This window comes from Paenibacillus sp. FSL H8-0122, assembly GCF_038005345.1.
In the GTDB taxonomy this organism is placed as follows: Bacteria; Bacillota; Bacilli; order Paenibacillales; family Paenibacillaceae; genus Paenibacillus_AQ.
Genome location: NZ_JBBOTB010000001.1, coordinates 1,122,100 through 1,134,880 on the forward strand (window position 1 = coordinate 1,122,100; position 12,781 = coordinate 1,134,880).

Consider the following 12,781-nt stretch of genomic DNA (forward strand, 5'->3'; position numbering starts at 1 on the left):
TTGGCCTCGCTACAAGAAAGAATAGCCACTACCCGGGAACGTGTCGCACGGGCCTGCGCGGCCAGCGGCCGGGATACCAGTGAAGTCAAGCTGATTGCGGTAACGAAATACGTATCGCTGAATACGGTTGCCGCTGTGCTGGAGGCAGGTCTTGAGGAGATCGCCGAGAGCCGCTGGCAGGATGCGGAGCCGAAATGGAATGCGCTTGGACATAAGGGAATATGGCACTTTATCGGGCATTTGCAGACGAATAAGGTGAAGGACGTTATCGGTAAATTTCAATATATTCACTCTCTGGACCGGCTGTCGCTGGCCAGGGAGCTGCATAAGAAGGCGGAGGCTGCGGGACTTGATGTGAAGGTGTTCCTGCAGGTGAATATTTCAGGCGAGGATACCAAGTTCGGCCTGGCGCCGGAAGCGGTGGAGGACTTCCTGAGGGAGATCGCCCCGCTTGACCGGGTGAAGGTCATCGGACTGATGACGATGGCTCCTCACGAGGAAGACCCCGAGGCGACCCGGCCGGTATTCCGCGGACTCCGCGAGCTGCGTGACCGGCTGAATCTCCTGGGCTTGACACCTGAGCCAATACAAGAGCTGTCGATGGGCATGTCGAATGACTTTGAAGTGGCGATACAGGAAGGAGCCACCCGGGTACGCCTGGGAACGGTATTAGTAGGTCATGAGGAGGGAGAATGATGGGCGTGATGAACCGATTTATGAGTTTCTTGGGCTTGCAGGAGGAAGAGGAGATTGTGGAACGGGAGCAAATCTCCCGCGATGAGGATGAATACGAACCCGCCCCTGTAGAAACACGCAAGAATCAGAGGGCCAACGTCGTCAGCATTCATTCCCAAAAAAATGTGAAGGTTGTGCTCTACGAGCCGCGTTCGTATGACGAGGCGCAGGAGATTGCCGACCATCTGCGTTCACACCGTACGGTAGTAATTAACCTGCAGCGGGTGCGCAATGACCAGGCGATGCGGATTATCGATTTTCTCAGCGGAACTGTTTATGCTCTGGGTGGAGGAATATCCAAAATTGGGGGCAATATATTTATGTGCACACCGGACACCGTGGAGATTCAAGGCTCCATTACCGAGATCCTGGGTGACGAGCAAGATTACAACAGAATGAGGTGAGCAGGTGTTAAACGAAGTATCTTCAATTATATTCATCCTATTTCAGATTTACTATTACATGATTCTCGTATACATTCTGATGTCCTGGCTGCCGAATCTGCGTGAGAACTTTATCGGCGAGCTGCTGGGCAAGCTGGTGGAGCCGTATCTGGCGCCGTTCCGGAGGATTATCCCTCCGCTGTTTGGAACGCTGGATATTTCCCCGATTGTCGCGATTATCATGCTGCGCTTTGCCGCAGTCGGGCTTCAGTCTATCGTAACCTCGGTCTTCGGCTAATCCGATGAAGAATGAAATCTACGGGCATTTCCACCCGGATGAGCGGCCGTTTGTGGACAAGGCCTGGGAGTGGGTCACGAATGCCGGGGAGTATCATGAGACGAAGCTGACCGAATTCCTGGACCCCCGTCAGGCCTATATTCTGCAGAGTCTGGTGAACCGCCATCCCGATGTGATTGTGCGCTGGGAGGGCGGTTCTTCGGATGCCGAACGGAAGCGGGGGCTGGTGGCCCCGGATTACCGTGACCTCACGGAAGAGGCTATGGAGCTTAGCGTGCTGAATATCACCTCAGGCGAACAGAAATTTCTCTCGCTTATGCATGGGGATTATATGGGAGCAATCCTGGGACTGGGCATCACAAGAGGCAAGATCGGCGATATTCATGTGCTGGAAGACGGCTGCCACGTAGTGGTGGCTGCTGACATCGCGGATTACCTGTCCATTCATTTGACCGGTGTACACCGGATTAACGTCAGTACGGAGATTCTGCCGTTATCCGGCCTGCGCAGCAGTGAGGTCAAGCTGGAGGCGATGGAGTTCACAGTGGCTTCCCTCAGGCTTGACGGGATTGCAGCGGATGTCACACGGCTGAGCCGGAGCAAGATTCTGGCCCCAATCAAGGCCGGGCGCGTCCGGGTCAACTGGAAGGTCGAGGAAGACCCGTCCTGCTCGCTGAAGGACGGGGACATGGTCTCTATCCAGGGCTTCGGACGGTTCAAGGTGCTGGAGATCGGCAGCTTGACGAAGAAGGGCCGTTACCGGATTTTGGTAGGCAAATTTGTCTGAAGTCTTTGCAGGATTACAGCTGTGCTTGTCGAAATTGATAATCTCAGGGAAATATGGACATTTAGCAGGCCGTGCGCCGGTAATTGTCTTTCATCTATAATCTTCACCGAAATTTCTAGGAGGTGCACAGCATGCCATTAACACCGCTCGATATACATAACAAGGAATTCTCCCGGAGAATCCGCGGTTATGACGAAGATGAGGTCAATGAATTTCTGGATCAGGTGATTAAGGATTACGAGAGTGTGATCCGGGAGAACAAGGAACTGCACAACCAGCTGTTAACCCTTCAGGAACGCCTGGATCATTTCGTCAATATTGAAGAAAGCCTGTCCAAGACTATTCTTGTAGCCCAGGAGGCTGCGGATGATGTCAAGAACAACTCTAAGAAGGAATCCCAGCTGATCCTCAAGGAAGCGGAGAAGAACGCCGACCGGATTATCAACGAAGCGTTGTCCAAATCCCGCAAGGTGGCGATCGAGACCGAGGAGCTGCGCAAGCAGGCTTCGATCTACCGTACCCGGTTCCGGACGCTGCTGGAAGCCCAGCTGGAGCTGCTGTCCCAGGATGACTGGAATGCGCTGGAGAGCCGTGAGGTTAGCGAGAACGCGCTCTGAGCCTAAGATGATGATTAGCTTGTACCCCTAATACACAAAAACTCCTTAGCAACAGGTCAATCAAGACCTCAAGCTAAGGAGTTTTTTTGTGCCTTTTAAACGGGTACGAATACTTTGCCTGTAATGTGGGTAGGGCCACCCAGATTAATTTCGCCTAGGATATCCTCCAGATTGGAGGCAAAGACTTGAAACGCATAATAGCCTTCAGGAAGATCGGTAAGGATGGTCTGGAACATGGTTGTCATTCGAACCGTCTCATCTTCATCCCCCGGGATGGCGGATTGTTCGGCACTGCCGACGAGGTTTCCATCCAGACGCACTTCAAGCAGGAGCGTGGGCTGAACGGGCGGTGTAGCAAACACGTTCGTAACCAACCAGCCAACCGTTGTAGTGAGCTCTACAAAATTGCTTGGAGCAGAAACAGCCATACCGAATTCTAAAATCAGGCGTTGGGTCCCGTCGATTGGAATGGTAGATCCAAACGATAGGTTGGTATCGACACTCCTGGCAAATTCAACTAGGGTATACGGCATTTTTTCACCTCCCTACGATGGCATAGTTCCATCCTATGTTTTGAGTGAATAATATGTTAGAGACAACATCCTATAGACTGGAAAAATATCGGACTTATGGTGGTGATAGCTATGAATATCCTATTGATAACTTCAGGCTTCCAGGGTGTGTATTCTTTCTTCGAACAGCGTATCACAGAGGCTTTGCTGAAAGCGGGGCATCATTGCAGAGCTGTGCAGCCTGGCAGTGTGTTGAATGGATTGAAGCTTAAACAGCATTCGTGGCAGCCGGAACTGATTTTGCTTATAGGCGGTCTGAAGGTTGCGCAGCCGGTGCTGGAGTTCATCAGACAATCCGGGGTGAAGTCGGCGGTATGGATGACAGAGGACCCTTATTACATGGATTGGACGATTCCGCTGATTGCTTATTTCGATTATATGTTCACCATTGACCAGGCTGCATTGGAGCATTATCGGGCGCTGGGTCATCCGCGTGTCTATCATTTGCCTCTTGGCACAGACCCGAATCTGTTTCATCCCGCAGCCGTATCCGAGGAGTACACAAGTGATCTCTGCTTAGTAGGTGTGCCTTACAGTAACCGGATTGAGCTTATAGAAGCCTTACTTGCAGGCACAGCCTATCGTATCCAACTGGTGGGGCGGGGGTGGGGGCGGTACTATCATGAATGGAAGCACAACGCTAACCGCAATGTGGAGCTGGTGAATGCCTGGGTTCCGCCGGAAACGGCTGCCAATTATTATAACGGGGCGAAAATTGTGCTGAATATCCACCGGCCCTACGCTGAGAAGTACAACCGGAACCGGGCGGGGATTATCGCCACAAGCATCAACAACCGCACCTTCGATGCGGCCAGCTGTGAAGCGTTCCAGCTTACAGATTATAAGAGCGGGCTCCGTCAGCAGTTTGAAGAAGGCACACAGGTGGTTTCGTATCAGGATAAGCATGATTTACTGCAGAAGATCCATTACTACATGGCACATGGCGATGAGCGCAAGCGGATCGCTGAAGCCGCGAGGCAGCAGGTGCTGGCAGCCCATACCTTTGAGCACCGGCTGCATGATTTGTTGATGAACGTGCAAGCTTAATAGACGGATTTACCGGACCTGATAGACGCTTAACAGCCATGCTGTTAGGCGTCTATTCAGGTTTGCCCATAGATTACGAGCGGTATTCTGTCCTCCATTTGAAAATTTAGTCTTCTAACCTATAACGTTTCGAAGAAGGATACATATGATAGCAAGTAAACAGCGGGGGAGGTATTCGATTGCCAAAAGTTACGATCATTATGACCAGCTACAATAAGGCCGCATATGTCGCAAAGTCCATTGAATCCATTCTGAATCAGACGCTTACAGACTTTGAATTCTACCTGATGGATGATAACTCGAATGAAGAAACTCTGAAAGTGATTGAGCCCTATCTCAAGGATAAGAGAATCAAATTTGTCAGAAGCGATACAGAAACTCTGCAGCAGAGAGTGGAGAAGGTCAGATATTCCGCACTGATCAATCAAGCCCTGTATCAAGCCAAGGGAGAGTATATTTCCTATGCCACGGATGACAACTGTTACAGAAATACTAGACTAGAGCAGATGGTGGACTATCTGGAGGAGAACCCCGAGGTCATGATTGCCTACTCTGCATCGCTGGTCAACTACTTGAATGAACACAATGAAGTGACCCGCAGCCAGCTAAGACCGGCCAAAAAAATCGTTTCGGTGGCTCCTTGCGTCATTGATCATTGCTCCATCCTGCACAGAAGCTCCATTCTTCCGGTCATTCATGACAAGTTCGGGTCCTACTGGGATGAGAATCCGGAGTTCTATAGAATTGGCGACGGCCGGTTCTTCTGGCGGCTCAACCAGTTCTGGGATTTCTACCCGGTGGATGAGATTCTGGATGATAACTATATCACCGAGCTGTCCATTCACTACCAATTGGCGCACCAGGAGAAGAGTCAATTCATCCAGATGCTTCCACCGCAGCGAACCTGCAAGGAGCTGAGAGAAGAGCTGAAATCCATTCAGCAGCAAAAGAAATAAGGTCTCTGCCATAGAAAGGTACCACGAGGAGGGAAAACGGATTGTCTATCTATCTGTCCAATTACTGGTCGCTCTATAGTGAATTTATCCATGTTGCGCAGGAGCTGAAATACAGGAATATCCCTCTGGCCCTGATGACGAACTTCTATCAGCAAATCAATGATGAGCTTAGAAGCGAGATGGGGAGCAGTGATTTTAAGCTGAAGCTGGAGCATTCCGGTATTCAAGAGCAGCACCAGATTCAGCCTTTCTTTGAAAAGTGGGTTGCGCCGCTCTATCAGCCCGTGAAGTCCAATCTGAAGGGCAAAATACTGATTAATCTGGACTATATCAGAATGTCGGAGCAAACGATCAGCGAGCATTTCAGCGGAAATTCGGCTATGATTCTATCCCGTTCCAGAGCGGATGAGTTATTTGGCATCCCCAATGTTTACAGCCTGGGCTACAAGCAGGACACCAAAGCTGAGGCGGAAGAGCTGATCCAGCGGGCGGCGGAGCTATTCGCTAAGGCCGAAGGACACCCTGCATTCAGTAATGAATTTTTTACCCAGACCTTCCTAAGCCGGATTCCTTCCATTGTAGATACGATTGAAATGGTGTTTAATCTCTACAATGACCTGCCGGTAGCCGCTGTAATGGTAGGTACGACAGAGGATGTTGCCAGCCGGACACTTGCCGTCGTTGCAGGGATTAAGGGGATTCCCAGCGTATGTCTGCAGCACGGAATTCTGATGGGAGAGGAAGCATTCATTCCTGTATTCTCCAGCCATATCGGAATCTACGGGCAATATGAACACGACTGGTATACGAGAAGAGGGCTTGAAGCGGAGCGAATTGTGATCACCGGCCACCCGCGTTATGATGATATCTTTACTTCGAAGCCCACCGCTATAGAATCTTTTAGGGAAACCTACCAGCTTGATCCTCATAAAATCACCTTACTAATCGCTACCGGACCGACGCTGGATGAATACAAGATCCGCACCCTGCTCACCCAATTGGCCTCACATCCGCAGTTTCAGCTGATCATCAAGCCCCATCCCTGGGAGCTGTCCAAGAAGCTGATTTCGCTGTATACCGAGTATGAAGAAGAATATAGCAATGTTCATGTGGTTACCGACCGAAAGGCTGACACCCGTGAGCTGATTATGAAATCGGACGCTGTGGTCGCCACCCTCTCCACGGTTGCCCTGGAAGGCCTTTTATTCGACAAGCCTGTATTTGTCTACAAATTCATTCAGGCCAACCGTGAATATGATTACTATGATGCCCTTGATCCCTATATTCAAAAAGAACCGGCTGATCTGACCCGAATGGTGGCCCATTATTTCTCCAGCAATAAAGAGAAAGTAAACTACAAGACTGTGATGGATAAGTTCTTGCAGCAATCCTATCAGATTGAGCAATCCGGCCGGAGACTTGCCGAATTAATGGACCGCCTGATCCAGGGAAGACCCAAGCTATGAACAGGGGGGAGGAGGAGATGTTCTTTAGGAACAAGAAAATTCTGGTCATTGGAGGAACCGGCACGATCGGGAAAAGTATTGTGAAGCTCCTGCTGAAGCAGGGGCCTCAGATCATCCGGATTCTCAGCAGAGATGAATATAAACAGTTCGAGCTGCAGGATGAGCTGCAAGGGAACGCAAGGCTTAGCTATCTGATCGGCGATGTCCGGGATTATGACCGCGTGCTGGCTGCGATGGAGGGGATAGATTATGTGTTCCATACAGCTGCTATGAAGCATGTATCCTTCTGTGAATATAACCCGTTCGAGGCTGTACTAACGAATATTATCGGCACTCATAACGTGATTCAGGCAGCGAAGCAGCAGAAGGTACACAAGGTCGTTTTTACAAGCACAGATAAGGCCATTTCACCGACCAATAACTACGGAGCCACCAAGCTGTCTGCGGAGAAGCTGATTTCCTCTGCCGTCACCTCGGGAGCCTCTGGCCAAACGGTGTTCTGCACGGTGCGGTTCGGGAATGTGATGGGGTCCAGAGGGTCTGTCATTCCCTTGTTTGTGAAGCAGGCGAGAGAAGGCAGATCGATCACCGTAACAGATCTGTCCATGACAAGGTTCATGATGACGCTGGAGCAGGCGACCCGGCTCACCGTTCAGTCCCTGCAGCTGGCGAAGGGCGGTGAGACTTTTATTCTGAAGATGCCCGTGATCAGGCTGAAGGATCTGGCTGAGGTTGTGGCCGAGGAGGCACCGAAGAAATACGGGACCCGCCCGTCTGCGGTGAAGATTCTGGAGATCGGCCTGAAGCCCGGTGAGAAGAGGTACGAAGAGCTGATGACCCACGAGGAATCCTTAACCGCCTATGAATTAAAGGATGTATACATTGTCCCTTCCCCCTATGCTGCACCGCAGTCCTACCGGGGAGCAGGCAGGCCGAAGCCGGGCACCTACAGCTCCGAAGGAGAGATCCCGCTGACCAAGGAGCAGGTAAGGAAGCTGGCATCGGAACAAAATCTAATCTAGTGGAGGCTACTATGAATATACTTGTAACCGGAGGCACAGGCTTCATCGGCAGATCGGTGGTCGGACGTTTGTTAAAGGATGGACAAAGGGTATGGATCATTGATAATCTGGCGAATTCTTCACTGGATAATCTGAAAGAGTATGAAGATCACGAGCATTTGCAGAAGGTGCAGATCATGGACCTCAAGGACAGAGAAGCCTTGAAGGAGATTTTCCGGGAGCATACTTTCGACCTGTGTTACCATCTGGCAGCAAGTATCAATGTGCAAGACAGCATAGATGATCCTGAGACCACGTTCAACAATGATACACTGGCCACCTTCTATCTGCTGGAGGAATGCCGCAAGCAGCAGGTGAAGATGGTCTTCATGAGTACCTGCATGGTCTACGCCAGAGCTACGGATGAGCAGGGAATTGACGAGCAATCCCCCATCAAGCCAGCCTCTCCTTATGCCGGTGCCAAGATTGCTGCGGAGAATATGGTGCTATCCTATTACTATGCTTATGATCTGCCGGTGGTCGTTGTAAGACCGTTCAACACCTATGGTCCCTATCAGAAAACCGGCGGCGAAGGCGGCGTTGTGGCGATCTTCATCCACAGCAAATTAAAGGGCGAGCCGCTGAATATCTACGGAGACGGCACCCAATCACGGGATCTATTATACGTGGGGGACTGTGCAGATTTCGTGGTGGAGGCGGGCTACAGCGACAAGCTGCATGGAGAAATTGTCAATGCAGGCACGGGTGTGGATATCACTGTCAATCAATTGGCCGAGCTTATTGCAGACGGGCAGGCCCCCATCCATCACGTTCCGCATATTCACCCACAGAGTGAGATCCAGAAGCTGTTATGCAATTACAACAAGGCAGAGAAGCACTTGTCCTGGACGCCCAAGGTTACGATCCAAGAGGGCATCCGGCGGACAGAGCAATGGATTCTTGAGACCTTTCACCGAAAGGAGCCGAACCAGTCATGAGTAAAAGCAAACTGGCCATTGACGGCGGGAAGCCTGTACGTGCCCACTACCTGCCGTATGGGAGACAGATGATCGATGACGAGGATATTGAGTCCGTGGTCAAGGTGCTGCAAAGTGATTATTTGACCAGCGGCCCGGCCATTGAGCAATTCGAAGCAGAGATCGCAGCGTTTACTGGGGCAAAATATGCGGTGGCCTTCTCCAGCGGAACTGCGGCATTGCACGGGGCCTGTTATGCCGCCGGGATCGGCGAAGGCGATGAGGTGATTACGACTCCCATGACGTTTGCTGCCACGGCGAATTGTGTGCTGTATCAGGGGGGCGTACCGGTATTCGCGGATATCGATCCGCTGACGTACAATATTGATCCGCAGCGGATCAGAGAGAGCATAACCGCGAGAACGAAAGCGATTATCCCGGTCCATTTCACCGGCCAGCCGGCACAGCTGGATGAGATTCTGAAGATTGCCCGGGAGCATAATCTGATCGTGATTGAGGATGCCGCCCATGCGCTTGGCGCCAGATATAAGGATAGAAGCATCGGGGCTATCGGGGATATGACCATGTTCAGCTTCCATCCTGTAAAGCATATAACAACGGGCGAAGGCGGAATGATTACGACCAATAACCCGGCGTATTATGAGAAGCTGCTGCAGTTCCGCACGCACGGCATCACCAGGGATGAGCGCAAGTTAAGGGAGAACCACGGACCCTGGTATTACGAGATGCAATTCCTCGGATACAACTACCGGATCACAGATATCCAGACGTCACTCGGCATCTCCCAGCTGCGCAGAATCGGAAGCTTCATTGAGAAGCGCAAGCAGCTTGCAGCCTTGTATCTGCAAGAGCTGAGTAGTGCCAAGGAGCTTATTCTGCCGCATCAGCTTCCCGAGGCAGAGTCGAGCTGGCATCTGTTCATTGTCAGACTTCAGCTCGTAAGGCTGAAGGCCACCCGCAAGACGGTCTTTCAGGCGTTGCAAAAGGAAAACATCGGAGTCAACGTCCACTACATTCCCGCCTATCTGCATCCGTACTACGAAAGCTTGGGATTCAAGAAGGGGATCTGTCCGGTCGCTGAAAGCTGCTACGAAGAATTCATTACGCTCCCGCTGTATGCGGGCATGGAAGCTGAAGATGTGATGGATGTGGTCGCCGCGGTCAAGAAGGTGATCCGCCACTACTCCAAGTGAAAATAGAGAAGGGAGTGATTAATGTGGCCAAAGTGAAGGTGATTGCCGAGATTGCCAATGCCCATATGGGCGACCCCGGCCGGCTGCGGGAGCTGATCCTCGCAGCCGCACGCAGCGGCGCTGACGGGGTGAAATTTCAATGGTTCCATTACGACAGCCTAGCGGTGCCGGATTTCATCCATTATCAGACGTATATCGATTTGTTCATCAGCAAGCAGCAATGGGCGGAGGCGGTACAGCTTGCCAAGGATGCGGGGCTGGAGGTCTGGGTAGATCTCTATGATGAATGGGGGGCCGGGCTGCTTACGGAGCTTGAAGGTCAGGTAGACGGCTTGAAATTACCGACAACCGTCTTACAGTCGCTCCCCTTGATTCAAGCCCTGCACAGGTTCGATAAGCCCTTACTCATCGGCGTAAGCGGCTGGCTGGAGGAAGAGATGGATTCCCAATTATCCTACATCCGGAGTCATTTCAAAGGCCCCATCGTGCTAATGCACGGCTTCCAGGGCTATCCGACCCGGACGGAGGAGTCTAATCTGAGCCGGATCGCCCATATTAAGCAGACCTATCAGCTGGAGGTGGGCTTCGCGGACCATGAGGATGCCGATCATGAAATGGCGGTTGATCTTCCGGTCTATGCCTATCTGCTGGGCGCCAGTGTCATTGAGAAGCATATCACTCTGAATCGTGCGGAGAAGGGCATTGACTATTATTCGGCGCTTACGCCCGAGGAATTCTGGCGGATGGTGGATAAGCTGCGCCGGGCAGAGTGTGTACTGGGCAGCCTCGAAATTAAGGAATCGGAAAGAAGGTATCTGGAGGATTCCTCTCTGAAGATCATCTCCCGTACGGAGCTGCACCCTGGTGAAATCATCACGCCTGCGAACATATGCTATAAACGTTCCTCTAAGTCGGATGCCCTCATGGCCCGCAATGCTTCGGTGCAATTCCCTATGATTGCAACGGCAGCAATACCAGCGAACACACCCATCACGCCCAGGAAGGTAAAAGTACCCAAAATCTGCATCGCCGTCATCTGCAGATTGAAATCCACCCGGCTCCGCCGCAAGGCGCTGCGCGAGATTCACGGCATTCCAGCCATCGAGAGATGCCTGATGAATTGTCTGGCTGTGCCGGGCGGCTATGAGGTGGTGCTGGCCACCTCGGATCTGCCGGACGACCAGCCCCTTACAGCGTTCACCCTGAACCATCAGGTGAAGGTGGTAACCGGCGACCCGGACAATGTGGCTGCAAGAATGCTGAGCGTGGCTGAAGCGGCCCAGGCAGATATCGTAGTCCGGGTCACCGGTGACAATCCGGCGATCTCCCCGGAGATGCTTCAGTTTTTGATAGACCGGCATCTGGCAAGCGGTGCGGACTTTACCTACGCCAAGGAGTCGACCATGGGTACGGTGGGGGATGTGTTTACCGTTGAAGCGCTGAGAAGGCTGCTGCACTATTCCAATCCGCTTACGCATGCGGAGTATCTGTCCTTTTACTTTTTCAACAATCCGCAGCTCTTCAAGATCAATGCTGTGGATCTTCCTGCAGAGTGGGTGCATCCCGAGTGGCGGTTAACCATGGATGAGATTCAGGATCTGGAGCTGTTCGAGGCGATCTACCAGGCACTGGATGTGGGTGCAAGACCGCTGTACTTCGAAGAATTGAAGGCATTCCTGCAGGGCCACCCTGAGATGGCTGAGCGCAACCGGGGCATTCAGGTGAAATGGCGGGATGATACGGAGCTGGTCAAGGAGCTGAATGAAGCAACCACCCTGAAAAAGAGACCATAACGTTAGCGAGGCTTCGGATGATGACGAATAGAGCGAGCCTTGTGCTGGGTACAGCCCAGTTAGGCGGAAATTACGGGATTGCGAATACAGCTGTCAATTTCTCTATACAACAGAGGAACGAACTGCTCCAATATGCCCTCTCCTCGGGGATCGGTTATTTGGATACCGCACCGGGATATGGGGACAGCGAGTCTATCATCGGAGATTGCCTGGAAGGTGCAGATCCGCAGAGCCGGCCGCAGATTGTGACGAAGCTTCCTTCCGTCCAGCGGTTAGGACTGCGCACGGAGGAAGCGCGGAGGAGGTTCGTCACCTCTTCTGTCCGCTCTTCCCTGAACCGGCTGAAGTGCTCTGCGCTGGATGTCTGTCTCTTGCATGATCCGCTGGATCTGCCCTACCAGGGCGGTGAGATTCTGCGAATGCTGCAGGAGCTGAAGCAGCAGCAGCTCATCCGTAGAATCGGTGTATCCGTGTATGATGCGGAGGATATTGCGAATTTTATGCGCGCGGAGGACCTGGACAGCATTCAAATTCCGTTGAATGTGCTGGACCAGAGATGGATAACGAATGGAATGCTGAAGCGGCTCGCCCGGAAGGGCACAGAAATCTTCGTCCGCAGTGTCTATCTGCAAGGCCTGCTGCTGATGGCACCGGAGCAGCTTCCGGCGGGGCTGAAGCAGGCGGAGCAGCCATTGTTACGATTAATCAGGTACAGCGAGGAAACCGGGATACCCGTTAAAGAGCTGTGCTTCCTCTATGTGAGAGATCTTCCGGGGATATCCGGGATGGTGATTGGTTGCGAGACGGTGGAACAGGTGCAGGAGAACCTGCGGATGATGGCGTTGCCCCCTCTAAGCCGGGCAGTGAGGCATAAGCTTGGTGAATCCTTTACGGATATTCCTGTAGAGATCATTGACCCCAGGAGGTGGAAGTAA

14 protein-coding genes are annotated in these 12,781 nt (G+C 52.1%); 13 read left to right on the top strand and 1 reads right to left on the bottom strand.

Translation table 11 applies throughout. The annotated features are described in order from the left end of the window. The 5 genes from NSS64_RS04955 to NSS64_RS04975 all read left to right on the top strand — a co-directional run bounded on the left by NSS64_RS04955 (position 1) and on the right by NSS64_RS04975 (position 2,820). On the top strand, positions 1–696 hold the full coding sequence (locus NSS64_RS04955; protein WP_340938908.1) for a YggS family pyridoxal phosphate-dependent enzyme: 696 nt from the start codon (positions 1–3) through the stop codon (positions 694–696). After that, positions 696–1,139, top strand: a complete 444-nt coding sequence (locus NSS64_RS04960) for a cell division protein SepF (protein ID WP_036690181.1) — start codon at positions 696–698, stop codon at positions 1,137–1,139. Before NSS64_RS04955 ends, NSS64_RS04960 begins: the two co-directional genes overlap by 1 nt. A 4-nt stretch (positions 1,140–1,143) precedes the next feature. Continuing rightward, entirely contained in the window at positions 1,144–1,416 is a 273-nt protein-coding gene (locus tag NSS64_RS04965) for a YggT family protein (RefSeq protein WP_340938909.1), read from the top strand. 4 nt (positions 1,417–1,420) lie between these two features. Next, positions 1,421–2,203 (top strand): YlmH family RNA-binding protein, encoded by a 783-nt coding sequence (locus tag NSS64_RS04970; protein WP_341139389.1) that lies wholly within the window; start codon positions 1,421–1,423, stop codon positions 2,201–2,203. Between the two features lie 131 nt (positions 2,204–2,334). Beyond that, complete coding sequence (locus NSS64_RS04975) at positions 2,335–2,820, top strand: DivIVA domain-containing protein (protein ID WP_036690176.1); 486 nt, start codon at positions 2,335–2,337, stop codon at positions 2,818–2,820. Positions 2,821–2,915: 95 nt separating this feature from the next. On the opposite strand, the gene NSS64_RS04980 is transcribed toward NSS64_RS04975, so the two are convergent. Next, positions 2,916–3,353, bottom strand: a complete 438-nt coding sequence (locus NSS64_RS04980) for a hypothetical protein (protein ID WP_341139390.1) — start codon at positions 3,351–3,353, stop codon at positions 2,916–2,918. Between the two features lie 111 nt (positions 3,354–3,464). On the opposite strand from NSS64_RS04980, the gene NSS64_RS04985 reads away from it, so the two are divergent. From NSS64_RS04985 to NSS64_RS05020, 8 genes are all read left to right on the top strand, one after another. Next, a complete protein-coding gene (locus tag NSS64_RS04985; protein ID WP_341139391.1) occupies positions 3,465–4,439 on the top strand; it encodes a CgeB family protein in 975 nt (324 codons plus the stop codon). A 179-nt stretch (positions 4,440–4,618) separates the two neighbouring features. Continuing rightward, on the top strand, positions 4,619–5,395 hold the full coding sequence (locus NSS64_RS04990; RefSeq protein WP_340993966.1) for a glycosyltransferase family 2 protein: 777 nt from the start codon (positions 4,619–4,621) through the stop codon (positions 5,393–5,395). A gap of 41 nt (positions 5,396–5,436) precedes the next feature. Continuing rightward, positions 5,437–6,861 (top strand): CDP-glycerol glycerophosphotransferase family protein, encoded by a 1,425-nt coding sequence (locus tag NSS64_RS04995; protein WP_340993965.1) that lies wholly within the window; start codon positions 5,437–5,439, stop codon positions 6,859–6,861. A 17-nt stretch (positions 6,862–6,878) separates the two neighbouring features. Next, positions 6,879–7,883: an SDR family NAD(P)-dependent oxidoreductase gene (locus tag NSS64_RS05000; protein ID WP_341139392.1), complete on the top strand. Its 1,005-nt coding sequence runs from the start codon at positions 6,879–6,881 to the stop codon at positions 7,881–7,883. 11 nt (positions 7,884–7,894) lie between these two features. Beyond that, entirely contained in the window at positions 7,895–8,860 is a 966-nt protein-coding gene (locus NSS64_RS05005; RefSeq protein WP_341139393.1) for a dTDP-glucose 4,6-dehydratase, read from the top strand. Next, a complete protein-coding gene (gene pseC, locus NSS64_RS05010; RefSeq protein ID WP_341139394.1) occupies positions 8,857–10,053 on the top strand; it encodes a UDP-4-amino-4,6-dideoxy-N-acetyl-beta-L-altrosamine transaminase in 1,197 nt (398 codons plus the stop codon). The genes NSS64_RS05005 and pseC overlap by 4 nt, the downstream gene beginning before the upstream one ends. Before the next feature lie 23 nt (positions 10,054–10,076). Further along, positions 10,077–11,846, top strand: coding sequence for an N-acetylneuraminate synthase family protein (locus NSS64_RS05015; RefSeq protein WP_341139395.1), 1,770 nt, complete (start codon positions 10,077–10,079; stop codon positions 11,844–11,846). A gap of 17 nt (positions 11,847–11,863) precedes the next feature. Beyond that, positions 11,864–12,781 carry an aldo/keto reductase gene (locus tag NSS64_RS05020; RefSeq protein WP_341139396.1) on the top strand — a complete coding sequence of 306 codons (918 nt, stop codon included), beginning with the start codon at positions 11,864–11,866 and terminating at the stop codon, positions 12,779–12,781.

Excerpts from the sequence above, each read along its gene's own strand:
- NSS64_RS04960 (WP_036690181.1), top strand. The coding sequence starts at position 696 with ATGGGCGTGATGAACCGATTTATGAGTTTCTTGGGCTTGCAGGAGGAA.
- NSS64_RS04970 (WP_341139389.1), top strand. The coding sequence starts at position 1,421 with ATGAAGAATGAAATCTACGGGCATTTCCACCCGGATGAGCGGCCGTTT.
- NSS64_RS04975 (WP_036690176.1), top strand. The coding sequence starts at position 2,335 with ATGCCATTAACACCGCTCGATATACATAACAAGGAATTCTCCCGGAGA.
- NSS64_RS04980 (WP_341139390.1), bottom strand. The coding sequence starts at position 3,353 with ATGCCGTATACCCTAGTTGAATTTGCCAGGAGTGTCGATACCAACCTA.
- NSS64_RS04985 (WP_341139391.1), top strand. The coding sequence starts at position 3,465 with ATGAATATCCTATTGATAACTTCAGGCTTCCAGGGTGTGTATTCTTTC.
- NSS64_RS05000 (WP_341139392.1), top strand. The coding sequence starts at position 6,879 with ATGTTCTTTAGGAACAAGAAAATTCTGGTCATTGGAGGAACCGGCACG.
- NSS64_RS05005 (WP_341139393.1), top strand. The coding sequence starts at position 7,895 with ATGAATATACTTGTAACCGGAGGCACAGGCTTCATCGGCAGATCGGTG.
- pseC (WP_341139394.1), top strand. The coding sequence starts at position 8,857 with ATGAGTAAAAGCAAACTGGCCATTGACGGCGGGAAGCCTGTACGTGCC.
- NSS64_RS05020 (WP_341139396.1), top strand. The coding sequence starts at position 11,864 with ATGATGACGAATAGAGCGAGCCTTGTGCTGGGTACAGCCCAGTTAGGC.